19 protein-coding genes are annotated in these 25,086 nt (G+C 41.6%); 14 read left to right on the top strand and 5 right to left on the bottom strand.

The annotated features are described in order from the left end of the window. The first annotated feature begins 59 nt into the window (after positions 1-59). From frr to ACTXGH_RS06880, 11 genes are all read left to right on the top strand, one after another. Complete coding sequence (gene frr, locus ACTXGH_RS06930; protein ID WP_299216421.1) at positions 60-614, top strand: ribosome recycling factor; 555 nt, start codon at positions 60-62, stop codon at positions 612-614. A gap of 175 nt (positions 615-789) precedes the next feature. Further along, entirely contained in the window at positions 790-1,545 is a 756-nt protein-coding gene (uppS, locus tag ACTXGH_RS06925; RefSeq protein ID WP_439296063.1) for a polyprenyl diphosphate synthase, read from the top strand. Between the two features lie 73 nt (positions 1,546-1,618). After that, positions 1,619-2,428 carry a phosphatidate cytidylyltransferase gene (locus ACTXGH_RS06920; protein ID WP_439260640.1) on the top strand — a complete coding sequence of 270 codons (810 nt, stop codon included), beginning with the start codon at positions 1,619-1,621 and terminating at the stop codon, positions 2,426-2,428. A gap of 144 nt (positions 2,429-2,572) precedes the next feature. Beyond that, the gene (gene ispC, locus ACTXGH_RS06915; RefSeq protein ID WP_439296062.1) at positions 2,573-3,775 is read left to right on the top strand and encodes a 1-deoxy-D-xylulose-5-phosphate reductoisomerase; all 1,203 of its coding nucleotides are present in this window, start codon (positions 2,573-2,575) and stop codon (positions 3,773-3,775) included. A gap of 33 nt (positions 3,776-3,808) precedes the next feature. Next, positions 3,809-5,185 carry an RIP metalloprotease RseP gene (gene rseP, locus ACTXGH_RS06910; RefSeq protein WP_439296061.1) on the top strand — a complete coding sequence of 459 codons (1,377 nt, stop codon included), beginning with the start codon at positions 3,809-3,811 and terminating at the stop codon, positions 5,183-5,185. A gap of 264 nt (positions 5,186-5,449) precedes the next feature. Next, positions 5,450-7,846 (top strand): outer membrane protein assembly factor BamA, encoded by a 2,397-nt coding sequence (bamA, locus tag ACTXGH_RS06905; protein WP_439296060.1) that lies wholly within the window; start codon positions 5,450-5,452, stop codon positions 7,844-7,846. Between the two features lie 145 nt (positions 7,847-7,991). After that, positions 7,992-9,011, top strand: coding sequence for a UDP-3-O-(3-hydroxymyristoyl)glucosamine N-acyltransferase (gene lpxD, locus ACTXGH_RS06900; RefSeq protein WP_439296059.1), 1,020 nt, complete (start codon positions 7,992-7,994; stop codon positions 9,009-9,011). A gap of 89 nt (positions 9,012-9,100) precedes the next feature. After that, positions 9,101-9,610, top strand: a complete 510-nt coding sequence (gene fabZ / locus ACTXGH_RS06895; RefSeq protein WP_299216401.1) for a 3-hydroxyacyl-ACP dehydratase FabZ — start codon at positions 9,101-9,103, stop codon at positions 9,608-9,610. A 186-nt stretch (positions 9,611-9,796) separates the two neighbouring features. After that, positions 9,797-10,576 (top strand): acyl-ACP--UDP-N-acetylglucosamine O-acyltransferase, encoded by a 780-nt coding sequence (gene lpxA / locus ACTXGH_RS06890; protein WP_439260645.1) that lies wholly within the window; start codon positions 9,797-9,799, stop codon positions 10,574-10,576. Between the two features lie 266 nt (positions 10,577-10,842). Continuing rightward, positions 10,843-12,360 carry a sodium-dependent transporter gene (locus ACTXGH_RS06885; RefSeq protein WP_439260646.1) on the top strand — a complete coding sequence of 506 codons (1,518 nt, stop codon included), beginning with the start codon at positions 10,843-10,845 and terminating at the stop codon, positions 12,358-12,360. 29 nt (positions 12,361-12,389) lie between these two features. Then, positions 12,390-12,521 (top strand): methionine/alanine import family NSS transporter small subunit, encoded by a 132-nt coding sequence (locus ACTXGH_RS06880; protein ID WP_299216392.1) that lies wholly within the window; start codon positions 12,390-12,392, stop codon positions 12,519-12,521. Between the two features lie 148 nt (positions 12,522-12,669). Here the strand turns inward: ACTXGH_RS06880 and tgt are convergent, their stop codons facing one another. Beyond that, a complete protein-coding gene (gene tgt / locus ACTXGH_RS06875; protein WP_439296058.1) occupies positions 12,670-13,821 on the bottom strand; it encodes a tRNA guanosine(34) transglycosylase Tgt in 1,152 nt (383 codons plus the stop codon). Positions 13,822-14,033: 212 nt separating this feature from the next. Here tgt and ACTXGH_RS06870 point away from each other — a divergent pair, with 212 nt between their 5' ends. Further along, complete coding sequence (locus ACTXGH_RS06870; RefSeq protein WP_439296057.1) at positions 14,034-14,714, top strand: SOUL family heme-binding protein; 681 nt, start codon at positions 14,034-14,036, stop codon at positions 14,712-14,714. A 73-nt stretch (positions 14,715-14,787) separates the two neighbouring features. On the opposite strand, the gene asd is transcribed toward ACTXGH_RS06870, so the two are convergent. Continuing rightward, a complete protein-coding gene (gene asd, locus ACTXGH_RS06865) occupies positions 14,788-15,921 on the bottom strand; it encodes an aspartate-semialdehyde dehydrogenase (protein ID WP_439260649.1) in 1,134 nt (377 codons plus the stop codon). A 495-nt stretch (positions 15,922-16,416) separates the two neighbouring features. Between asd and ACTXGH_RS06860 the strand changes: the two genes are divergently transcribed. Further along, positions 16,417-17,535: an endonuclease/exonuclease/phosphatase family protein gene (locus ACTXGH_RS06860; RefSeq protein WP_439296056.1), complete on the top strand. Its 1,119-nt coding sequence runs from the start codon at positions 16,417-16,419 to the stop codon at positions 17,533-17,535. A 472-nt stretch (positions 17,536-18,007) separates the two neighbouring features. Here ACTXGH_RS06860 and ACTXGH_RS06855 read toward each other — a convergent pair whose 3' ends face one another. The 3 genes from ACTXGH_RS06855 to ACTXGH_RS06845 form a co-directional block, all read right to left on the bottom strand. Next, a complete protein-coding gene (locus ACTXGH_RS06855) occupies positions 18,008-18,253 on the bottom strand; it encodes a hypothetical protein (RefSeq protein ID WP_075102875.1) in 246 nt (81 codons plus the stop codon). A gap of 478 nt (positions 18,254-18,731) precedes the next feature. Then, complete coding sequence (locus tag ACTXGH_RS06850; RefSeq protein ID WP_439296055.1) at positions 18,732-20,126, bottom strand: peptidylprolyl isomerase; 1,395 nt, start codon at positions 20,124-20,126, stop codon at positions 18,732-18,734. Positions 20,127-20,339: 213 nt separating this feature from the next. Beyond that, complete coding sequence (locus tag ACTXGH_RS06845; protein ID WP_439296054.1) at positions 20,340-23,441, bottom strand: LPS-assembly protein LptD; 3,102 nt, start codon at positions 23,439-23,441, stop codon at positions 20,340-20,342. 483 nt (positions 23,442-23,924) lie between these two features. Here ACTXGH_RS06845 and ACTXGH_RS06840 point away from each other — a divergent pair, with 483 nt between their 5' ends. Beyond that, a complete protein-coding gene (locus ACTXGH_RS06840) occupies positions 23,925-25,052 on the top strand; it encodes an aminoglycoside phosphotransferase family protein (RefSeq protein WP_439296053.1) in 1,128 nt (375 codons plus the stop codon). Positions 25,053-25,086 lie beyond the last annotated feature (34 nt).

Genomic DNA, 25,086 nt, shown 5'->3' with positions numbered 1-25,086 from the left:
GTACCTACAATAATGTAATAAAATAGCATATTATCGATATCGATAAGTAAGGACATATAATGATTAAAGAGATTAAACAAGACGGCGAGTCACGCATGCAAAAGACATTAGAGGCGCTAGAAAGTACCTTTAGTAAAGTCCGTACTGGGCGTGCACACCCAGGTATGTTGTCAGGCGTTATGGTCAGCTACTATGGTGCTGATACACCGCTTAACCAAGTCGCCAGTGTCAACGTCGAAGACTCACGTACGCTACTAGTGCAGCCGTTTGATCGCACTATGGTACAAGCAGTAGATAAAGCGATTCGTGAAGCGGATTTGGGTCTAAACCCTATGAGCGCTGATGTGATTCGTGTACCGATGCCAGCTTTGACTGAAGAGACACGCCGCGATATGCAAAAGCTTGCACGTGGTGAAGCTGAAAACAGCCGTGTGTCTATTCGCAATATCCGTCGTGACATGATGAATGACATCAAAGACTTGGCAAAAGAAAAAGAGATCTCAGAAGATGATGAGCGCCGCGCGAACGACGACATTCAAAAAATCACCGATAAGTTCATTGAAACTATTGATAAAAAGCTCGATGCTAAAGAGACTGAATTGATGGTTGTATAAGCCGTACTGTTTTTAGTACAGTTTTATTAAATAGGTAGTCAATAGCCTGTTGCTACTGGCTGCCTATTTCTATATGTTTTATACCCAATAGTGCAAGATGTTTGCAATGTTTCAATACCGTTTTCTCAAAACCGTGTCACAGATAAATTTACCTTCATAATAAGCAGTATAGTCCATGTCTACTTTACCCCCTCTAGGTTCTACTATTGTTCCCCGTCATATTGCTATCATTATGGATGGCAATAACCGTTATGGGAAAGCCAAGGCTTTAGGTCGCGGGGAAGGGCATATTGCTGGTAAAGATGCACTAGACCCTATCGTCGAGTATTGTCTAGACACTGGCATTGAGGTACTGACAGTATTTGCATTTTCGAGTGAAAACTGGCAACGACCACCAAGTGAGGTGGCATTACTCATGCGCCTATTGACCTCGACCATTCATGAGCAAATGCCGCGCATGAATAAGTACCGTATTCGGTTGCGTTTTATAGGTGATCGTAGTCAGCTTGATGATGATTTACAAACCTTAATGCTCGACGCAGAAGCCAAGACGGCTTATTTTGAGGCGATGACACTGGTGATTGCTATTAGTTATGGTGGTCAATGGGATATTGCACATGCTGCAAAGCAGCTGGCTTTACAAGTTGAGGCGGGTGACTTACGTGCTGAAGACATCAACAATGATTTGCTTGGTCGATACGTTCAATTAGCGGATGCACCCGCAGTAGATATGTTAATCAGAACGGGCGGTGAATATAGAATTTCCAATTTCTTATTGTGGCAATCAGCCTATGCAGAGCTGTTCTTTACCCAAACATTATGGCCAGATTTTGCAGCAAATGAGCTTGCAGACATGATTGCAGATTTTGCCAAACGTCAACGTCGTTTTGGCAAAACCAGCGAACAAATTGACACACAGGCATCACACTAGGTCATGCATTTATATTAACTGTTATAATGCAATATTGAGCAAATGTCTCTTTTTACTATAAGGTCTGATTGGTATGTGGCAACGGATTAAAACAGCAATTATTTTAATTATTATTGTTGGAATTGCATTGTTTGCAAGCCAAACGCCCATCTTCTTTGCACCGTTATTAGCAATTGGGGTCACTATTGCTGCGCACGAATGGACGAAGCTGATGCCCAAATGGCGTCAGCCTGTTGTCTTTGTTGTGATGGTGCTGGCCATCACCTTAGTTTCATTGATGTTTGAAGTCACATGGGTGCTTTGGTGGGTAGCGTCTTTAGTCATCTGGCTGCTGGCGTTATCTTGGGTTCGTAGTTTTCCAACATACACAAATTGGTATGGTAAAAAGCTGAGCCTGATGGGGGTGGTGATATTGACGGCCTCTATCACTGCAATGTTTTATTTATGGCAGTTATCGGCTTGGTGGCTAATGTATGTATTCTTATTGGTATGGTGTGCAGACAGTGGTGCTTACTTTGTGGGACGCAAGCTTGGTCGACGTAAGATGGCACCCAACGTATCTCCTAATAAGAGTATGGAGGGGTTAGCTGGCGGCTTGGTAACTGGCTTAGTGGTGGTTATCGCTATTAGTGTCTTTAAGCTGCAATTGACAGGTATGGCATTGATCGCTTTTATCGCGCTCTCAGCTGTGACGATTCTTGCCTCAGTATTGGGTGATCTATTTGAGTCAATGCTCAAACGCCGTGCCAAGGTGAAAGACTCAGGAACTATTTTACCGGGTCATGGTGGTATTCTAGATCGTATTGATTCCCTATTATCTGCAACTCCGATATTTGCCCTCGGGTTTTGGAGTTTGCAACATTTGGGACTGCTCCTTGTCTAAATTTGCATCTACTTCACTCTATGTATATTTGTCTACGCTAAATTTTGTAAAGTCAGTAGCAATTCTTTACTGACTTGAAATTTTGGCTAAATGGTTCTTGTTCTTAACGATACTTTTTTATTAATATTATGGGCATTGGTAGTTATGACGCAACGCATCGCTGTACTTGGCGCAACGGGCTCTATTGGTGACAGCACATTAGCAATTTTGGCGGCACATACGCAAGACTATGATGTCTATGCTTTATCCGGGTATCAGCGTTTAGATAAGTTGTTTGCACTGTGTCAGCAGTTTGAGCCGAGGCGTGTTTGTGTGCCAACGGCTAATGTTGATAGTTTTTCTCAGCGTTTAAATGAGGCAGGTTTAACTATTGATGTGGTAAGTGGTGATAGCGGTTTGATAGACATTGCCACCGATACACAAGTCGATACTGTGGTGGCAGCCATTGTTGGTGCCGCAGGACTGCCATCGACGTTAGCTGCTGCACGTGCTGGTAAGCGTATCTTGCTTGCCAATAAAGAAGCGCTGGTCATGGCAGGGCAAGTGATGATTGCAGCGGTCAAAAGGCATAATGCTACTTTGTTACCCATCGACTCTGAACACAATGCAATTTTTCAATGTTTGCCAACCGCTATACAGCAAGACAACACGTGCATTCATGAATCAAATCATGGCGTACGTAAGCTTTGGTTAACAGCTTCAGGTGGACCATTTTTACAGCGGTCGTTTGAGCATATGCAGCAGGCAAGCATCGCCGAAGCGGTCAAACATCCAAATTGGTCGATGGGGCAAAAGATATCAGTTGATTCTGCGACGATGATGAATAAAGGGCTTGAGCTGATTGAAGCTTGTCATTTATTCGATTTGCCTGAAAGTAAGATAAATGTGGTCATTCATCCACAAAGTATCATTCACTCGATGGTAGAATATAGCGATGGTAGCTTTTTAGCGCAGCTTGGCAGCCCAGATATGAAAACGCCGATTGCCCATGCTTTGAGCTACCCTGAACGGATTAATAGTGGCTCTCAACCCTTGGATTTATATGCACTAAGCGGTTTGGAGTTTATTAAACCAGACTTGCAGAAATTCGCCTGTCTGCGTCTTGCTCGTCAAGCCATGCAAGCAGGTACTCAAGCGACGATAATTTTGAACGCTGCTAATGAAATTGCCGTGTCGGCATTCTTAGCAGGACAACTACGTTTAACTGACATTGCCAATATTAACGAGCAAGCATTAACCGAAATACAAGTACCACTATTAGACCTAAATGCGAATATTGATGATATTTTAGCAATTGATAAGATAGCACGGCATCACACCGAAGCGCTTGTGGCTGAGATGGCATAACCAGATTCAGAGTCACCTAAACGAGAAAAGATCATGACGTTTTTACTAACGCTACTTGCAGCGATTTTTGTCTTAGGACCTCTGATCGCATTGCATGAATGGGGTCACTATATAGTGGCAAGATTATGCGGTGTTAAGGTACTGACATATTCTATTGGTTTTGGCCCAAAGCTGACAGGCTGGACCAGTAAAAAAAGCGGCATCGACTATCGTATTTCTATGCTGCCGCTAGGTGGTTACGTCAAGATGCTTGATGAGCGTGAAGGTGACGTGGCAAAGGATGAGCTACATTTGGCGTTTAACCGTCAGCACCCGTTAAAAAAAATAGCTATTGTCGCAGCTGGTCCAATCATGAACTTTATCATTGCAATCGCGCTGTTTTGGGTATTGTTTATGACCCCATCTGAGCAATTAGCGACTAAGATCGGTCAAGTACTGCCCGATACTCCCGCAGCAATGGCGCAATTGCCAGTTGGGGATAAAATACTCGCGATAGATGGTCATGAAGTACAAACGTGGGAAGGTATTAACTATCGTTTAGCTGGACGAATGGGTGAGACGGGTAATGTCAGTATAACGCTACAAACAGACGAATCAGCTACAGATGTCGCAAAGACCTATCAAGCACCTGTCATGCAATTTATGCAGGGTGAGGATAAAGGTAAGGATGCGCTAACCAGTTTGGGGATGTTACCTTGGCAGCCACAGATTGCACCAATCGTTAGTGATTTATCAGCGGATGGAGCGGCCGTACGTCAAGGTCTAGAAGTAGGCGATCGCATTATAGCGATTAACAATAAAGAGATTAAAGACTGGATCAGTGCTACACGAATGATTCGTGACAATCCTGAGGTGCTACTAAACTTTACCGTCATTCGTGACGGCGAACCAGTACAGCTACAGATTATGCCGCAAGGTAAGAAAGACAATCTAGGCAATGCCTACGGTCAGATTGGTGCTATGGTTGAACAAACTGAGATTGTTATTCCTGATGCATATAAAACCACGGTAGCTTATGGTCCTGGTGAGGCTATGGTAAAGTCGTTTGAAAAGACTGAACAGCTAGCAGTAATGACGGTCAGCTCAATGGGTAAGATGATATCAGGTATGATTGGCCTTGATAACTTATCTGGCCCTATTACCATCGCTAAAGTTGCCAAGCAAAGCTTTGATATTAGTTGGGAGATGGTGCTGTCTACTGCCGCTTTGATTAGTTTGAGCTTGGCAGTTTTAAATCTATTACCGATACCTGTACTAGATGGTGGTCATATCGTGTACCATCTTATTGAACTGATTCGCGGTAAGCCTTTATCGGAGGGAGTTCAGATTGTAGGATTAAATATCGGTTTACTCTTACTGGCAGGTTTCATGGTGTTAGCGATTGGTAATGATATCAGTAGACTGTTTTGAATAAATACTTTTTTATTTGTCAATTAAAGCATGACATACTAACGTCTACACAGACATTATGTTCTAGTTGTTTGGCTGGTTTGCTATTGCTCTTGAATCGATGCAACTGTACTAATCGTAATTTTTAGTTTATTTTATGATGCATTTTATATAAAGTGTCCTCTGTCAGTTCATGTTTGAATCGCAAATTGCGTACCAATTGGACTAGACAAGATATGCTTTTTACCTTAACTTAAGCAAGTTTTTTATTGACGGATAGTGTTTATGCGTACGCCTTTATTTATGAGTGCGGCTGGGTTGCCGTTAGTTGTAGCAATGATGAGTATGCCTGTGCAGGCGGCAAACTTTGTAGTCACTGATATTGGCTTTACTGGTCTACAACGTTTAACCCCTGATAGCTTGTATCCGGTCTTACCTGTGACAGTAGGTGATACAGTCAACGACAGTAGCCTTGCAGCCAGCATTAAAGCACTATATGCCACTGACAATTTTGCAAATATCCAAAGCCGTGTCGAAGGTGGTCAGCTGAGTTTTGATGTTATCGAACGTCCTATTATCGCTGAAGTAAATTTTGAAGGTAATAAACTGATTCCTGAAGAAGGTCTAGAGCAAGGACTTGAAAACGCTGGACTGTCTGCAGGTGATGTGCTCAAACAATCGACCTTACAAGGCGTTGCTAATGAGTTACAACAACAATATATTAGCCAAGGTTATTACAACAGTAATATCGAAGTGGACCAGACCTTGCTTGATGGCAACCGTGTAAAGTTAGATGTGCGCTTTATCGAAGGTAAGCCTGCTAAAGTGGTCGACATCAACGTCATTGGCAATAAGCATTTTAGTGATGAAGATATCAAAGACGTCTTTGCGGTAAAAGAATCTTCATGGACACGTCTATTATCTAAATCTGATCGCTACGCGAAAGAAAAGCTGGCTGCCAGTCTAGAGAACTTAAAAGCCCTATACCAAAACGATGGTTATGTACGCTTTAATGTTGATAACGCTGTACTAAATATCAGTGAAGATAAGCGTAGTGTGTTCATTGAAGTCAGTTTAAGCGAAGGTGAGCAGTATCAGTTCGGTGAAATAAACTTCTTGGGCGATCCAAAATTTGCTACTGATGAGCTGGACGAGCTGGTGACTTTTACGTCTAATGAGCAATACTCGCAAGCCAAGCTTGATGCATCTACCGCTGCTTTAAAAAGCCGTTATGGTAATGAGGGTTATTATCTGGCACAAGTACGTCCAGTACCACGCATTAATGATGAAACCAAAGTTGTCGATATTGATTATTACATTGACCCTGCGCGTCCTATTTATGTACGCCGTATCAATTTTAATGGCAATATTAAAACGCAAGATGAAGTATTACGTCGTGAAATGCGTCAGTTAGAAGGTGCTCTGGCATCTAACGACAAGATACAGCTATCACGTACACGTTTGATGCGTACAGGCTTCTTCAAAGCAGTCAATGTCGATGTAAAACCAGTCCCTAATCAACCAGATCAAGTGGATATCAATTATGTGGTTGAAGAGCAGCCTTCTGGTAGCTCAACCATTGCCGCAGGTTATTCACAAAGTGGCGGTGTGACGTTCCAGCTAGATCTTACCCAAAACAACTTTATGGGTACAGGTAACCGCGTTAAAGCGGCGCTATCACGTTCAGAGACACGTGATTCTTATAGTTTAGGTTATACGGATCCGTACTTTACAGAAAATGGCGTATCCCAAGGTGTCAGCGCTTATTATCGCGAGACTAAATATGATGATCGTAACGTTAGTAACTATGTCACTGACTCTTATGGCGCAACACTAAATTATAGCTACCCTGTAGATGAGACCAAGCGCGTCAGTGCTGGAGTCAATTTTGATAACACTGCCGTACGCGGTGGTCGCTGGCTTGGCGTATCAAACGTTCAGCAAATTATTGATGACGGTGGTACTACTGAAGAATTCAGTGGGGAGTTTGATGGTCGAACCAGTTTTAAAAATGACTATAACACCTACAACCTACTTTTAGGGTGGGATTATAGTACGTTAGATCGCCCTGTATTTCCGACTAAAGGCATGAGCCACAATGTTAATGCCACTTTTGGGTTTGGCGATACGAATTATCAGAAATTGCTCTATACTGGTAATGTGTACTATCCTGTGTATAAAGATGTGATTGCACGCGGCTATACTAAGCTTGGCTATGGTAATGACTTGCCTTTCTATGAAAATTTCTACGCCGGTGGTTATGGTTCGGTACGTGGTTATGAAGCGTCGACGCTCGGTCCCCGTTCTGAGTCTTATTATAACGCAGTAAACAACCGTGAGAGTATTCAAAAAGAAGAGGTTGGCGGTAATGCGTTAGCAACCTTTGGTACTGAACTGATTTTGCCAATGCCGTTTAAAGGTGACTGGGCGGATCAAGTACGTCCAGTACTATTCGCTGAAGGCGGTCAGGTCTTTGATACCACAGATAAAGAAGATCGCACCTTTGGTGATACTGATGTGCCATTGCTAACCCAAGACAACGATTTACGTTTTAGTGCGGGTGCAGGGGTCACTTGGTATACACCTATCGGTCCTATCTCATTAAGTTATGCTGTACCTATCGGCGATAAAGAAAACGATGAGACTGAAAAGGTGCAGTTCCAGATTGGTAGCACGTTCTAGTTAAGCGTATAGACGTAAAGTCGTTTTATTATGCAGATGGTTTTAAACGCTTAGTATTATTTTATAACTATTATTTAATTGGTTGTTAAACTGAAGTATCAGTTTGGCATCCATTTTATTCTTATTAATCATATTAACGCTAATTATGATAACGATTAAGCAAATTATTTCTCGAATCGAGCAGCGTCAGCCAGTATTGAATAAAGCTGAGCTTACTATGGATCAGTTAACCCTATCAATAAACGGTGTCGGTAGTCTGACTGATGCAAATAGTACGCAGCTGAGTTTTTTGGCAGATCCAAATTACATTACCAGCTTAGCGCAAAGTCAGGCAGGTGTAGTGCTTGTCACTGAGCAGTATCGTGAGCAAGTACCATCGCCAACTGTAGTCTTGGTCGTTGCATCACCTTATCTGGCTTACGCTAGCAGCAGCCAGCTGTTTGTACGTCATACTATAGAAAGTAATAATATTCATCCGACAGCAATTATCGCTAAGAGTGCAGTAATTGGTGCTGATGTCCGCATTGGTCCTTATTGCGTAATCAATGAGCATGTCCATATCGGTGATCGTAGCTGTCTGGATGCTAATGTAATCGTTGAAGCATATAGTCATATTGGTACTGACTGTGTTTTAAAGTCGCAAGTTGTCATTGGCCATGATTGTATTATTGGCGATTATGTTAGATTACATGCTGGTGTCAGCATTGGTGCTGAAGGCTTTGGCTTTGCACCGTCTCAAGATCCAAGTATTGACGGGTGGGAGCGTATCGCACAGCTGGGTCGTGTGGTCATTGGTAGCCATGTCCGCATTGGTAGTAATACCTGTATTGACCGCGGGGCTATTGATGATACTGTCATCAGTGACCACGTCATTATTGATAACCTGGTTCAAATCGCTCATAACGTGCGTATCGGTGCTGGTACTGCTATCGCTGCCAATACAGGTATTGCTGGTAGTACTACTATTGGCAAACGTTGTGTCATTGGTGGCGCAGTAGGTATCAACGGTCATATTGATATCACAGATGATGTTACTTTATCAGGTATGACAATGGTGACAAAATCTATTAAGAGTGCTGGATCATACTCTTCGGGAACAGCTGCAATGCCAACCGCTAAGTGGCGGCGAGCAGCAGTACGCTTCCGTCAGCTAGGTGACAGCTAAATCTATTTATTTGAAGTTATCTATAAGTGTATTAACAACAGAATAATTTTCTTATCAACAATATGTAATATAAGCAAGGAAGCCCCCTTATGAGTGCTACAGACATAGATACTTTAAACGACGAAGACATCAAAACATTATCTGAACAAGGTCTGACACTGCCATTAACCTATCATACCCTCAAGCATTATTTGCCACATCGCTATCCTTTTATGTTGGTGGACAAAATCACAGCTTGTAAACCTGGTGAATGTATTACTGGCATCAAAAACGTGACCATCAATGAAGAGTTCTTCAATGGTCATTTTCCTGATGAGCCTATTATGCCAGGTGTACTAATGGTTGAGTCTATGGCTCAAGTTTCAGGTGTGCTAGGCTTTATTAGTGCAGGTTTAACTGCCGAAGATGGTTACTTATATTTGTTTGCAGGGGTCGACAAGGTTCGTTTTAAGCGCCGAGTGATTCCTGGTGATCAGCTAATCATCCGTGCTAAGACTGTGATGCAAAAGCAAGGCATCTACAAGTTTGACTGCACCGTACACGTCGAAAATGAGTTGGCTGCCAGTGCTCAAGTAATGATCGCTCGCCAAGAGCAATAAAAAGCTGATAATAGAAGCGTTTGAATCAGTAATTGACTGAATTTGCTGGAGAGTCATGTTAATATTCGCGATGAGAATAATCATCAACAACAATAATTTTGGTTATAATTGGTATTGGCCTTAAGGCCAAACTATTGGTATTCTGTTTTACCATTTCTCGTATTAAATGATACAAAGGCCCGCATTATGAGTCAGATTCATCCCACAGCGCTCATCTCACCATCTGCCAAGATTGATGAGACAGCTATTATAGGACCATATTGTATCATCGGTGATGAGGTGACGGTTGGTGCACACACGATTTTGCATCGGCATGTGGTAGTGACCAAACTCACTCGAATTGGCAAACATAACCAAATTTATCAGTTTGCAAGTATCGGCGAAAATCCACAAGATTTAAAGTATGCTGGTGAGCGTACATGGCTTGAAATAGGTGATCATAATACCATTCGTGAAGCTTGTAGCTTTCATCGTGGTACGGTACAAGATGACAAGTTAACCAAGATCGGTAATCATAATCTATTTATGGTCAATACTCATATTGCGCATGATTGCATGATAGGTGATCACAATGTAGTGGCAAATAATGTCGGTATTGCAGGACACGTGACTATCGGCAACCATACCATCATTGGTGGTAACTCAGGCATACATCAGTTTTGCCGAGTAGAAGATTACAGCTTGGTTGGCGGTGCTAGTCTGATTCTAAAAGATGTCGCTGCTTTTACTATGGTGTCAGGCAATCCAGCACATGCCCATGGACTCAATATTGAAGGCATGCGTCGTAAAGATTGGTCGCAGCACACTATAGATATGTTGCGACAAGCATACGTGACGATTTTTAGATCTGGATTAACCACCGTTCAGGCACTCAAAATTCTGCAAGAGGATTTATTGCCAAAAGAACCCAAAATCCAGTTGCTTATTGATTCTTTACAGTATAGTAAACGAGGTGTGGTGCGCTAAGACTCTTTTAATACAAACTCTCCATTCTCTGTATTCTTCTCTATTAATATCGATAGACAAAAAGCCATAACTAAATGTTATGGCTTTTTATGTCTATGAGTACTTGACTTTTTGTAATGTTTAGCAGACACTTTCTAAATATGTTCAGTAAGATTATAGTAACCTATTTTAATTAAAAATAATGTATAACATCTTTTTTGCTAATTTAGCTATCTCTTGGTTTATGAAGTTTGAGTAGCTTATCATTGTAGTGTTAGGAGGAATATATGGCAGAACCAAGAGAGAATTGGTCGAGTAGGACTGGTTTCATCATAGCAGCTGTCGGTTCGGCAGTAGGGCTAGGTAACATATGGCGTTTCCCTTATGTGGCTTATGATAACGGTGGTGGGGCATTTATGGTGCCTTACCTTATTGCTTTATTAACAGCAGGTATTCCGCTGTTGTTTTTAGATTATATTATAGGACATAAGTATCGCGCTGCCGCGCCACGTGCATACAAGAAAATGGTGAAATCTGCCCAGTTTGTGGGCTGGTGGCAGACGCTTGTCTCTTTTATCATTGCTATTTATTATGCCGCCGTTATTGTATGGGCGGGCAGTTATATGGTTTTCTCGTTTGGACAAAAATGGGGCGAAGATACCACAACCTTCTTTGTCAGCGACTTTGTACAGCATACAGGAGATCTGACTTCTGTATTCGTACCACAGATGTTTATAGGTTTGCTCATCGTTTGGGCATTAGCCATGTTAATTATGTTTGGCGGTATCCGTAAGGGAGTCGAGCTTGCCAACAAAATCTGTATTCCACTACTCATAGTATTGTTTGGCATTATGGTATTTAAAGCTGTTAATTTACCAGGCGCTGAAATTGGCTTGAATGCTTTTTTTGAACCAAATTGGGAGAGAATGAAAGATCCTAACGTTTGGCTTGCAGCTTATGGCCATGTGTTTTTCTCATTATCGGTCGGTTTCGGTATTATGGTGACTTATGCCTCTTATCTAAAAAGAAATACCAATTTAACTGGCGCAGGTTTAGTGGTAGGTTTCGCTAACTCATCTTTTGAATTGATTGCTGGTATCGGTATCTTTGCCGCTATTGGTTTTATGGCCATGTCAACAGGTCAAGAAGTCTCTGAAGTTGCTAGTGGCGGCGTGGGACTAGCGTTCTTTGTATTCCCCAAAATTATCTCAACGATGGGCAGTAGTGGTGACTTTATTGGTTTCTTATTCTTCGGCTCTTTGGTAGTAGCTGGTATCAGTTCTTTAGTGAGTATCCTTGAAGTACCTATCTCAGCCTTTCAAGACAAGTTTGATTGGTCACGTAAAAAAGCAGTTGCTGCAATAGGTGGGGTATGTGCTGTAATATCAATTGCTGCGTTCTCTACTGGTAGCTCACTGGTGTTAGTAGATGTTATCGATCACTTTGCAAATAATATCGGTATCGTCGCTGGTGGCTTGATGTCAATTGTTTGGGTAACATGGTTTAATCGCCATAAAATTCCAGGCTTATTAGAGCATATCAACCGCATCTCAAGTGTCAAACTAGGTGGTGCTTGGGTATTTATGTTGACGGTTATCACACCAACCGTATTGACCATCGCCCTAGGTTTGAAGCTTATTAATTTGGTTCAAGAGCCTTACGAGGGTTACTCTACTACCATACTATTATTATTTGGTTGGGGCGTTGTGGTATTCTTTGGATTAGGAGCGTTTATACTTTCTCGTATAAGAGGTCATCACGATGATGAAGATGATGAATCTCGTTTGATTGACGATGCACACTAATCAAATTGAAATCTTAATAGGAATTTATTATGACAACATCAGCAATTATTTTTATGATTATTTCAATGTTACTTATATGGGGTGGTTTGCTCACTGCAATCTTACATTTAAGAAAGCATCCTGACATTCCGATGAGTGAATTGCCAAAAGATCATATCTAAAGACACTCACGTTTTTGCAATGATAAGAAACTATACTGTTTAAAAAATAATGATTATCTGAAAAATAAAATGCCAGTCAGTAAACACTGTCTGGCATTTTTCTGTTTTGTGACTTAGCTAAAAGTTTACCAAGTAAGACGTACTTAAATTAACGCAAATTTAGCTCAGGAACCGTCTGTCCACGCTGATGATAAAAATCGCTGACGAATGCATCAAACTTATCTTGCTCAATAGCGTCTCTGATACCTTGCATCAAACGCTGGTAATAGCGCAAATTATGAATAGTGGCCAGCTGCGCGCCCAGCATCTCTTTGCATTTATTAAGGTGATATAAATAAGCACGGCTAAAGTTCTGGCAAGTATAGCAATCGCACTCAGGATCTAACGGGCCTTCATCGTTACGATACTGGCTATTACGAATACGTACCACACCTGCATTGTCTGTGTCGCCTGTGACAAAGTAATGACCATTACGGGCGTTACGAGTGGGCATAACGCAGTCAAACATATCGACACCGCGACGGACTGCCTCGACGATGTCCTCAGGCTTACCAACGCCCATTAGATAGCGTGGTTTGTCTGCTGGCATCGCATTTGGGATATAGTCTAGTACATCCATCATCTCATCTTTTGGCTCACCAACAGACAGACCACCTATTGCATAACCATCGAAACCAATCTCTAGTAGACCTTCAAGTGATTGCTTGCGCAAATCTGCGTACATACTGCCTTGAATGATACCAAACAGCGCATTGGTACTGCCCAGTCTATTATGCTCGTCAACGCAGCGCTGCCCCCAACGCAATGATAGCTCTAAAGATTTTTTCGCTTCATCATGAGTCGCAGGATAGGGGGTACATTCATCGAATTGCATAACGATGTCTGAGTTCAAACTATACTGAATCTGCATCGACTTTTCTGGTGACAAAAACACCTTGGCACCATCGATGGGCGACTTAAAGTTGACGCCTTCTTCGGTAATTTTACGCATCGCACCGAGGCTAAACACTTGAAAACCACCCGAATCGGTTAAGACGGGTTTATCCCAATGCATAAACTTATGCAAGCCGCCAAATTTATCAATTACTTCAGTACCAGGACGTAGCCATAGGTGAAAAGTATTGCCCAATATAATATCAGCGCCGATGGCTTCGATATCGCGTGGCAGCATACCTTTAACTGTGCCATAAGTACCGACAGGCATAAAGGCGGGTGTTTGTACATCACCATGATTGAGATGGACTGTACCACGGCGTGCACGCGTCCCGCCAGTGGCTGTTTTATGTAAAACAAATTGCATATGATAACCGCTATGTAAGCTATGAAAATGGTGCTAATTATAACATTGTTAGGTTTTTTTGGGGACCTAGAAGTTTAGCAGCAGTGAATAATGCTATGAAAGTATTCTTTACTATAACCAAAAAATACAGACAGGATCATCGTACACTTGCTAGAGTGAACAATGAGATAGTGAAAGTATTTAATCTTACTTTTGAATAGCGAGGGTATAGTATGACTGAAGCAACTGACTTTTTTACGAGTAAAAAACTATTCAATGGTTTACTAATAAGTGGCCTATTACTAATATCAGGAGCAGCTATGGCAGTCGAGGAACCAGATTATACTATCTTGTTAAAAGCCGATAATTTTGAGTTACGTCGTTACGATAAACAGCTGGTAGCTCAAACGTGGGTGACAGGTGATCAAAATGATGCCAGTCGCGAAGGGTTTAAGGTTTTGGCAGATTATATCTTTGGGAATAATACGGCGTCAGATGGGAAGAGCAGTAAGATTAGTATGACCGCGCCTGTCACTATGGAACCTAAAAGCAACCAAGACAATGGTGAGTCGCAAAAGATTGCCATGACCGCGCCCGTAAGCATGCAACGAGACGATGGTAAGTGGCGCGTGCAATTTACTATGCCAAGCCAATATACGATACAAACATTGCCTAAGCCCAACAACCCAAATATTGAGATTAAGGAAGTACCCGTACAGAATTATGGCGTTATCAAGTTTTCAGGATTGGCAGGAACTGATAAGGTCGCAAAAAAGACAGAAGAGCTACAGTCTTGGATGCAAAGCCAAAATCTGAATATAATGAGTACACCCCAGATTGCACGTTATAATCCGCCATGGACATTACCGTTTATGCGTCGCAATGAAGTGATGATTGCCTATCAGCCCAATTAATATCCACAAAAAAGACAGCCTCTGCTGTCTTTTTGGTTCTTAGTTTTTTACTTTTAACTTTAAAACATCCAGTTTAGCTATTTTGCTCACGAATGATATTTAGCATACGGCGCAAAGGTTCAGCGGCACCCCATAGCAGCTGGTCACCAACGGTAAATGCACCTAGATATTCAGGCCCCATGTTTAGCTTACGCAAGCGTCCTAACGCTACAGTCAATGTACCGGTCACGGCTACTGGGGTTAAACGGCTCACGGTAGCCTCTTTATCATCTTCGACCACATCTAACCACTCGTTACCGCTATTTTTTAGCGCCGCTTCGATTTCTTCTAATGGGATATCTTTTTTGAGCTTGATGGTTAAGCCTTGAGCGTGGCAGCGCATGGCGCCAATGCGCACACACATACCGTCAATAGCGATATTGTCAGCTTCAGAGTTGCCAAGGATCTTGTTGGTTTCAACACCACCTTTCCACTCTTCACGGGATTGCTTGTTGTCTAACTGAGCATCGATATAAGGGATCAAACTGCCTGCGAGCGGTACGCCAAAATATTGCTTAGGAAAGTTATCTGCGCGCTGGGTCTGCGCAATTTTTTTATCGATGTCCAGAATGGCGCTGGCAGGATCAGCCAGCTCATCTTTAACTGCATCATGCAAGACGCCCATACCATTGATAAGCTCGCGCATATTGTTTGCGCCCGAGCCGCTAGCTGCTTGATACGTCATGGCGCTGACCCATTCGACCCAGCCTTTATTGAACAGTTCACCGATAGCCATTAGCATTAGTGATACTGTACAGTTGCCGCCAATAAAATCCTTTTTGCCATGAGCCAGTGCATTATCGATGACACTACGGTTCACTGGATCAAGGATGATGATGCTGTCATCTTCCATGCGCAAAGTGCTTGCTGCATCAATCCAATAACCACTCCAGCCACTGTCACGCAACGGCTGATGAACTTTTGATGTATAATCGCCACCTTGGCAAGTAATAATCACATCGCACGCTGCTAAGGCAGCAATATCATGAGCGTCTTTAAGTTGGCTGGTCTTAACGCCGTCAAAGCTTGGCGCATGACCACCTGCATTACTCGTCGAAAAAAACACAGGCGTGATACCGTTAAAGTCATTTTCTTCTTGCATACGTTGTATCAATACTGACCCAACCATACCACGCCAGCCTACCAACCCTACTGTTAAATTACTCATGAAGTCTAATCCTGTTTACAATCAGTTATTACGTCGTCAACCAGTAACAATGCCGTGAATAACGTTAAAAATCAAGATATTTCAGTGGTTTTTCGAAGTTTTTTGCACACTATTAACTGTGCCTATTATAACTTTTGGTTATTACTTTAAGGCGAGCATTTAATGGAGAATACATTTACCAGCTCTTGGGCCGATTACTATCTTGTTATTTGGCTCAAATAGGATTGAGTGCGCTTCTCTTTATATCTCTTATAGATAGCGTTTGTAATATTTTATGACAGTCTATGCTTAAGTAATGTTTAGCAATAGGCGATAGTCTCATGAGATGCTAAAGTGTGTACCTAATATAAATGTTCAATAGACTTACTCATATAAGCACCTAAAGCAAAAGCCTAAATGTTTTTAGAGAAAAACGGTATGGACTTTTGTCGTTTAATTTAAGGTAAGTATAATCATAAATCTCACCCACAAACTAACAAACGGTTAATACATACTATGGATATCTCCTTATTATATTATGGCATGCAATGGTTAGCAGGATTCATCGCATTTGTGACAATCTGGGGCTGGTTACCTCTTGATAACTGGTGGGTGAGAGGTGTTGAGTTTCCACGTATTCAAATAATGGTACTGGGTATTATCGCGTGGATTGGCATGTTGGTGTTTTGGTCAGAGTGGCAATGGGAGCAGTGGTTGTTGTTTATTACCTTAACTGTTACGTTGGCTTTTCAGCTTAGAATGGTATTGCCTTATACTAAATTATGGAAAAAAGAAGTCCAAAATGCAAAAGACAAGCCAGAAGAGCAGGCATATCAGCTTAAAATCATGGTATCAAATGTCCTGACTCCCAATGATGAGACACAAAAACTGGTTGATTTGGTCAAACAAAAGCAGCCTGATATTTTGATTACTTTAGAAAGTGATGAGAAATGGGAAAAGGCGCTTAATCAAATTGAGCCTGATTATCCTTATACAGTAAAAATACCGCTAGATAATCTTTATGGTATGCACCTGTATTCTAAGCTTGAGTTGATAGACCCTCAAGTTAAGTACTTAATGATAGATGATATACCTTCTATCCATACACAACTGCGTCTGCAAAGTGGGCGAGTCATCTGGCTGTACTGCTTGCATCCGATGCCGCCAAGTCCCACAGAAGCCGATAAGTCAACCACTCGTGATGCTGAGCTACTGATGGTTGGTAAGCACATTAAAGAAAATAATCAGACAGCAATATTAGCAGGTGATCTCAATGATGTCGCATGGTCAAAGACCACTCGACGCTTTCAACGTATCTCAGGATTGCTAGACCCACGTATTGGTCGTCATTTTATCAATACTTTCCATGTTAAGTACCCATTTTTACGCTGGGCATTAGATCATTTATTTCATAGTGCTTGCTTTACTGTAGTTAATATTCAGCGTATGCCGTCTGTAGGTTCTGATCATTTTCCTGTCATGACAACTTTGCAGTACGAACCGGAGGAAGCAGATAAGCAAGAACAAAATGCACCGACTGCCCAAACTGAAGATATTGAAGAGACAGAAAATAAAATCGAAGAAGGTAAAAAAGAAGGTGATAAAGTATCAAAAGAACATGCAGAGTATCATTGAAACCGTGCTCAAACAGCCTCTTTTTTTAATTCGTTTAAACGAATACATGTAAGCCAAAACGTACAGTAAATAGAGCTTTTAGCCTCTAGCTACCCATATCCGTTTACCATACAATAGCTTCATCAACACAAGGATAGGCAAGGATGCAGTGTTGAGACAATAAGTTTATGAGTACAGGTCAGCCCGCTGTTTTATAAGTTATTGTTTATGACTTAGGATGAGTCATCAAGGAAGAACAATAACAATAACATGAAGCGCTAAAGCCCCGAACTAATTGCCCAAGGTTCGGGGCTTTTCTTTGTGAGATAGATAGTTGAAGTTGAATAAAATGTTATTGAGTTTAATGCGCTAGCTGCAAGTACAAAAAAGCATATATATGTATTTACATATATGCTTTTAGATAAAAACCGTTTATGCACGATAAGATATTAGAACAATAGCACTCATTCTAATGTCACAAAGCCAATTTTATTTATAAATTGGCTTCTTGTTGTGTCAATGGAGCAATTTTGATAGGTACAGCATATAGCCAAGTCATACCAGCGGTACAATAAAACTTTCCATCACGGAAAGATACGATACGAGCGGTAAAATCATTGTCAATTTGATCACTGATAGCACGTGCATCGCTATCATCGTCTACTGCACACCAAATCTTTTTATCGCCACGATTCAGCATTGCTCGTGTTAAGTCGCTGCCAGTCAATTTGTTATTCACGCTTATGTATCCCAAATATAAATTATGATTATGGAGTTATAAAGAATGCACGGCGATGCAATCCTTTCGCCTTTATAATATCCTCGATAGTCTGTAAGACCTTACATCGTGATTTTTTCACTCGAAATAAAGCAATCAAGGAATGAATCCTCGAACCTAACAAACTGTCGTAGCATTATATTTACCAAACATCAGCTGATTGTTACTGTTATTATTAATAAAGGTTAGAAAAAGTACAAATGACTACAGAAGAATTTAAATAAATATAGTTTCGATAAACTAGGTTTTAGTTTTATACATTGATACTAGCATATCAGAAGTTGATTACAGAACGTAAAAAAAGTAATGTTTAATAGTCAATATATAAGAATCTTAACTACTATAGAAAATTTTGAAAGAACGAAAAGGGCGTATATAGAGATATACGCCCTTAAGGATTATCAAATATTGTATAAGTGAGCAGTAAGGTAGGTATCTTTTAGTTAAGAACTTGAATATAAGCGCCAGCACGCAACTCTTGTAACCAATCCTCTTGCGCTTGCGGTGCTAAGCGTTGATAAAGCGCTTGACGAGCCATATTGCGACGATATTGATTACTAACATCCTGTTGACGTTTGTCTTCTACTTTTAGAATATGCCAACCAAACTGAGTTTTGAAAGGGGCGGAGTAATCACCAACGGTAGTGTTTTTCATAACAGCTTCAAACGGGCCAACCATATCTTCTTCGCTAACCCAATCAAGATCACCACCACGTCCTGCTGAGCCTGGATCGTCAGAATAAGTCGATGCTAAATCAGCAAAACTTGCTCCTTGACGTAGCTGGTTGTACAAATCATTAATCTTCTGTTCAGCGAGGGCTTCTGTTTGAAGCTCATCAGCTTTAACTAAAATATGACGAGTATGCCACTGCGGTATAATCATGGTATCACTGGCTTTTTTGTCAGCCAGTTTAATAATGTCAATACCTTCAGGGGTCACTAATGGAGCACTAACGGCGCCAACTTCAAGCTTGGTAATTTCGCTAGATAGCTCTGTAGGTAGGGCAGCAGCTTTGTGATAACCCATATCGCCACCTTGTAATGGAATAGGGTAACTGCCTTGGGCCTCAGCGACCACAGCTTCGACATCGACATTTGGTGCTTGCAGGCGAGTGCGCAAATTCTGCGCGACTTTTAGTGCCTCACTACGCTGAGCTTCTGACAAGCGGCTATAGTCATCTATATAAGGTACGCGAACATGGATGGTTTGATACTCACTTTGATTTAGGCGTTTTGCTTCAGGAGAGCTCAAAAATGCATCAATATCTTGCTCACTGATGCGCACCCGATTAGTGATTTGACGCTGCTGTAATGCTTGAATAGCAGCATCTTCGATCAGTTTTGCGCGTAAAGCCGCGTAGCTTCCAGCTTGGTTGGCATCAAGACGCTGCTGTAGCGCACCAATACTAGTAAGTCCTTCAGACTGAGCGATTTGTGCAAGACGTTGATTAATAGCAGCCTCATCGGGCTTTAGACCGACACGATTAACCAATGATAATTGCAACTCGCGCAATATCAACGCATTTAGTACCTCAGACTGCAATTGTGCTGAATTGGCAATAGGTTCGCCAGCGGCCTTCGCACGTGCCTGTGTTTGTGCAATTGCATTTACCAAGTCACTTTTTAAGATAGCATTGTCATTGACCAAAGCGATGATACCGTCAGTACTACTAGCGGACGTTAAACGAGCATTGTCATCTTGACTAGTAGCCACAGCGTTCGTTTGCGTATCTGCTGGTGCAGCTTGGCTACTAATGCTTAATAAAACGCCTGCACTGATACTCATAGAAACTAGTACAGCACGGTTGGTCTGGTGTAAAGAAAAAAATCTCATGATGCTCCTCGTCAATGTCATCGCATCGGATGATAGTTGGGCAATTATCTTTGTGACACGTTGCGTATTCTCTTGCAAATAATTGTGTACTGGATGTTTTGCTTACAATATTATTCTGTGATTATTCACACTTGTTTTTCAACTTGTTATACGGCACAGCTTGCTATATTAACGCTCACATATCTAATTTTGATGAGCTTATTAAAGTAGCTGTTAGTCTTTCCACGCTGTTTGTACTGGCTCAAAACCTAGGACTTTATCTGCGAGTAAGCGAGTCAGACGACTGCTACTACTGCCAAGCCCATTAAGTCTGATTTCTGCCATGACCGCTTGTGTAGGTTTTTCTCTAAGGTTTAGATCATTATAGTAGCGACGACCATAAACCGCAAAACCAATACAACAGTCCTCATAGTCAATACCAACGAGTGCATCCAGCATCTTATCGCTGCGATAATCGTACTGTCCTTGTGCAAGCACCCGCCAGCTATTATTGATAGGGAAAATAGCAGATGCTGTAAATGCAGACAATGGCAACTGATCCGTGTTTTCATCACGTTGACGCTTCACAAAACCGACGTTGAATAGGCTATTGTTTGATGGCTGGTAACGCAATTCTGTCGTAAGGTAGTTAATATCATAGCTATTATTTAAAGCGCCACTAACATCAACCCACACATTATTATAAGGTTGAGCGCTAGCATTCCATACCATCCCAGAGGACGACGTGTTAAATACGGGCGTTTGATCATCGAGATTGACGCGACCATCACCATAGTAGAACTGCTCTGCAATGCTACCATCAAAACGTGTCACGCCCGTTGCATCGATGTAACGATAATTGATACCAGGAGTAATGGCATGCAAGTCCTGCAAGCGGTCATGTCCTAAAAACCAACTGTCCGAAAACAGCTGTTCATAATTGATAGACGCAATACGAGTATTAAAGTTGGGTATATCATTTTGATCTTCAAAAGGCGAATAAGTGTATTTTAGACGCGGGCTAAGTAGCTGATATCCACCCATGGTGTCGTCAAAAGCACCAAAAGGTGAGCCTGCACGATAAAGGTGCAATCCAGCATCAATACTGGCCTGTGGTACAAAGACCGATTGACTACCATCTTCTTTATTCAGTTGGTTGTCTTCTAAGCTGTCTTGATCATAAGAGGTGTATAAGTGTTGCAAACTAAGCTTTGGTTTTACATAACCCCATGCCGTTTCAATTGGATAAGTAGTACTTAATTTGTTATAGACACGTATACCGCTTTTTTCGTCTTCAGAGCCATCATCAATAGATTTTTTGAAGTAAGCTGAATCGTGAACGCCTGTAATGTCAAAGGCGTCTAACCAAGGCAGACGATAATTGAGCGATAACTGCGGCAAGCGTGAGTAAGGTTTGTCTTTGTCTTCTAACGCGTCACCATCGTTATCAAAAGCGTCAAGTGTTTGAAAGGTTTCAAGCTTTAGTTCGCCATTAACGTAGTCGTTGTAATAGTTGAGCCGAGCGCGTCTCGGTAAGTTTACTGTACTATCAGACAAACCAAGGGTATCAAAGTCGTTTAAGTAATCTTCATCAGACACATAGCTGTACTTGGCATCACCACTTAAACGCGGGATGCTACTTGATGACCAGGAGTGATCATAAAAAAAGCTGCTGCGATCCTCGCCATCATATTTTCTGTCATTGGGTAAGTATGAGCCGTTAAATATGCCCTTGCCATAATTTTCAGTTAAATAACGAAACTCGCCAGATAGCATAGGGTTACGGTTGGTATAGAGATGAGTGTTGAGTGTGGCATCATAGTTAGGCGCTAGATTAAGATAGTAGGGGACATCAATTTCCAGTCCACTTTCGCTACCAATACTTGCGCTCGGTAATAAAAAGCCACTACTACGGCGACTGTCTACAGGGAAGTTGAAGTAAGGCAGGTAAAATACAGGAATATCTGCAATGCGAAAAGTAGTATTGTAAGCTTCGCCGCGTCCAGTCTCGGTATCTAGATCAATACTTTTGGCATCAAACTGCCACTTGCGGTTGGTTGGCGGGCAAGTACTAAACATTACCTCATCAAGCTCATACTGAGTATCATTAGGTCGATGCAAACGTTTGGCATAACCATGAGCTTGCAATTCTACGCTAGCAAAGGCGACTTCGTCAGCAGTAGATTGTCCAGTCTCTGTATTATATGCTAGGTTGTCTGCGACCCCAATAAGACCGCCCTTCAAAGACTTATCAGTCATACTGGCGTTGTTGCTACTTTGATTGTTGCTATTAGAGACTTGGTCAGTAAACATGACTTTGCCTTGTGCGGCAGCAGTGCCATTGGCCAGATCAAGCATCACCTTGTCGGCTTCAATATGCTGACTACCTTGGTCAATAATAACATTGCCAGATAGCTCAGCATAATCTACATTATTATAGTACCCATAGTCAGACTCCGAAAACAGAGGCGCTTGCTCATTAGGAATGCCACTAAGGTTAGTGTTTGTCTGTCCGCCGGCCTCATTGACTGCACGTTGATAATTGGGGTTGCGCTTAGGACTGACCCATTGACCTTCGCAGCGCTGGGCACTATCCACTGTGTTTGGAAGTAACTTTAATTCTTTGCCTACTTCAGGGATGTTTTGAGTCGTGGTTGTCGATTTATTTTGAACATCGTCTTGTTCTGTGCTTATAGTTTGTTCAGGATTTATAGTATCGACATTATTGTTTCTTAAGGTTGATGGATCAGTATCAGGAGTCAACTCATAAAACTCTGCTAAACGCATCAAGCTGTCTTGGACGCTCTCATCATTGATATCGAGACGGCTATTCTCAATTGCTAGATTCTGCTTTATAGGTTGATTTGCCTGTACTGTATTTTTTTCATCATTACTATCGTTATTGTCTTGTGACGCTTTAACATCAATGCTTGAGCTGTGTGTGGTTTCAGAGATTGTTAAGGTGGCATTATCAGTATTAGACACTGTATTATTGGCAACCAAATCATCACTGGCGTTAAAGTTATCGCTAGAAGCTAGTGGATAGCTGTTGTCATCAGCCTGATGGCTCATTGTAGTATCAGCACTGTGCTTCATGCTCAAAGGATCTACTGTAGTTGCAGCAACATCCGCAGTTGTTGTAGCGCTTAAGCTCTTATTACTGCTGCTGTAGTCTTTGATAGGAGGATTGGCGATACTAGGGCTGTCAGAAATTAGCGGCGCTGCTGCCTGCTTATCATCGTTGTCTATTGTGGCAGCGCTGACAGTCAAGCCGGTTAAGCTGATAGCACCAAACAAAATCAAACGAATGCTTTGGTAAAGCGGAGAATATAACAAGGGCACACCTATGATTGCAAAGCCTATGGGGTTGCGATATTTGATTCAGTTGTAAATATTAATGTCGTTTTATGTTTAAGCCGAACTTATAAAAATCAGCCTGCGACAATAAAAGTAAGCTGAGGGTAGTCATATTTTTGACCACTATACGGTAATATGAATTTAAATATACAATCATATTACAACTATTGACGACTTATCATAGTCAAAAAAAACCAAATCAGCTACACTATTCATCAAATTTTCTGACGTAGCAAGACGTTTTTACGATTACTGCTTAGCACAGCGCCTAAAGCGAGCCTTAAAAATAATCTAAAACGTCCAGCAAATAAAAACAGCCCGTCATTTTAGCAAGTATTCACTTTATTTATTACTAATTTAGTCATTAATACTAGGTATTTTTAACAATTGTATTTTCAACATTATTGTTCTTACAATTATCAAGTACTTAAGCTTATTGACTGTTAACCTGCGATGGCCTTTATGACAGACAATATGATTTTACAGCCCGATACCGATACTAATATCAATACTGATGTCGATAATAGTACTCGTCAGCAGCAATTAGAGAACTGGTTGCAGCAAGTATTCGTAGATCAGACCTTTGTGCTTGATAGCTTACCGGGGGATGCTAGTGCGCGTCAGTACCACCGTATACAGCTGTTTGATAACACCAGTAGTGATGATACCCCGATGGTAAGGTATATCGTTATGGACTCCGCTGATGAACAAGAGGCAATGCAGCAGTTCGTCAACGTGACCAAATTGATGGCGCCAGCAGTCAATGTACCAGATCTTATTGCTCAAGATATGGCACAAGGGTTTTTGGTCCTGCAAGACTTTGGGGCGATCGAGTTTGCGCACTTATTAGTTGATGCGCCAACCGAAAAGGTTAATGAGTGTTATCAGTTAGCGATGACCACATTGGTCGAGCTACAAAAAACGCCCGTACAGACAGCTCGCGTAGAGCATGAACTTTCTTATTATGATAGTGCAATGCTCAATCGAGAAATGGATTTGTTCCGTGATTGGTTCATACCTTATATTGGTGTCAGCCTTGATGAGAAGTTATGGGAAAATCTAAAATCTGCCCTAATTAATGATATTTTGACCCAACCTCAGGTGGTTGTTCATCGTGATTATCACAGTCGCAACTTGATGCAAGATCAAGCAGATTATTCGCGCTTAGGCGTCATTGATTTTCAAGATGCTGTCATCGGTGCATATACTTATGATTTGGTGTCCTTAGTACGTGATGCTTATGTAGAGTGGCCAGAAAATCAAGTGTCAAGCTGGGTCTATGATTTTTGGCAATTGCAACAGCAAGCAATGCTACCGACAGCGAACAATGCTGAGCAGTTTGAACATGACCTAAATGTAATGGGTGTACAACGACATCTAAAAGTATTGGGCATTTTTATTCGGTTGTCTGAGCGTGATGGTAAAAACCGCTATTTAGCTGATATTCCAAAAGTCATGCGCGATCTTGTCTTTGAGTTAGACTGGCTGGCTGAGCAAGGCAGTGATGCTATGAAGCAAGCTATATTACCCTTTAATCTATGGCTAAAAGATAGCGTATTACCTGCTTATCAAGATAAGTTTGCATTGTAATAGGTATTGATAAATTAATTCGATTATTAAAATA

This window comes from Psychrobacter sp. 1Y10, from assembly GCF_052259005.1.
GTDB lineage: Bacteria > Pseudomonadota > Gammaproteobacteria > Pseudomonadales > Moraxellaceae > Psychrobacter > Psychrobacter saeujeotis.
The sequence above is the reverse complement of the archived record's forward strand: the minus strand, read 5'-3'. Positions and strand labels throughout refer to the sequence as shown.

What these genes read in the sequence shown, in the direction of transcription:
- lpxD (WP_439296059.1), top strand. Translation starts at nt 7,992, where the DNA reads ATGATAACGATTAAGCAAATTATTTCTCGAATCGAGCAGCGTCAGCCA.
- ACTXGH_RS06860 (WP_439296056.1), top strand. Translation starts at nt 16,417, where the DNA reads ATGGATATCTCCTTATTATATTATGGCATGCAATGGTTAGCAGGATTC.
- uppS (WP_439296063.1), top strand. Translation starts at nt 790, where the DNA reads ATGTCTACTTTACCCCCTCTAGGTTCTACTATTGTTCCCCGTCATATT.
- asd (WP_439260649.1), bottom strand. Translation starts at nt 15,921, where the DNA reads ATGAGTAATTTAACAGTAGGGTTGGTAGGCTGGCGTGGTATGGTTGGG.
- lpxA (WP_439260645.1), top strand. Translation starts at nt 9,797, where the DNA reads ATGAGTCAGATTCATCCCACAGCGCTCATCTCACCATCTGCCAAGATT.
- ACTXGH_RS06920 (WP_439260640.1), top strand. Translation starts at nt 1,619, where the DNA reads ATGTGGCAACGGATTAAAACAGCAATTATTTTAATTATTATTGTTGGA.
- ACTXGH_RS06870 (WP_439296057.1), top strand. Translation starts at nt 14,034, where the DNA reads ATGACTGAAGCAACTGACTTTTTTACGAGTAAAAAACTATTCAATGGT.
- rseP (WP_439296061.1), top strand. Translation starts at nt 3,809, where the DNA reads ATGACGTTTTTACTAACGCTACTTGCAGCGATTTTTGTCTTAGGACCT.
- bamA (WP_439296060.1), top strand. Translation starts at nt 5,450, where the DNA reads ATGCGTACGCCTTTATTTATGAGTGCGGCTGGGTTGCCGTTAGTTGTA.
- frr (WP_299216421.1), top strand. Translation starts at nt 60, where the DNA reads ATGATTAAAGAGATTAAACAAGACGGCGAGTCACGCATGCAAAAGACA.
- ispC (WP_439296062.1), top strand. Translation starts at nt 2,573, where the DNA reads ATGACGCAACGCATCGCTGTACTTGGCGCAACGGGCTCTATTGGTGAC.
- ACTXGH_RS06840 (WP_439296053.1), top strand. Translation starts at nt 23,925, where the DNA reads ATGACAGACAATATGATTTTACAGCCCGATACCGATACTAATATCAAT.
- ACTXGH_RS06885 (WP_439260646.1), top strand. Translation starts at nt 10,843, where the DNA reads ATGGCAGAACCAAGAGAGAATTGGTCGAGTAGGACTGGTTTCATCATA.
- ACTXGH_RS06850 (WP_439296055.1), bottom strand. Translation starts at nt 20,126, where the DNA reads ATGAGATTTTTTTCTTTACACCAGACCAACCGTGCTGTACTAGTTTCT.
- ACTXGH_RS06880 (WP_299216392.1), top strand. Translation starts at nt 12,390, where the DNA reads ATGACAACATCAGCAATTATTTTTATGATTATTTCAATGTTACTTATA.
- fabZ (WP_299216401.1), top strand. Translation starts at nt 9,101, where the DNA reads ATGAGTGCTACAGACATAGATACTTTAAACGACGAAGACATCAAAACA.
- tgt (WP_439296058.1), bottom strand. Translation starts at nt 13,821, where the DNA reads ATGCAATTTGTTTTACATAAAACAGCCACTGGCGGGACGCGTGCACGC.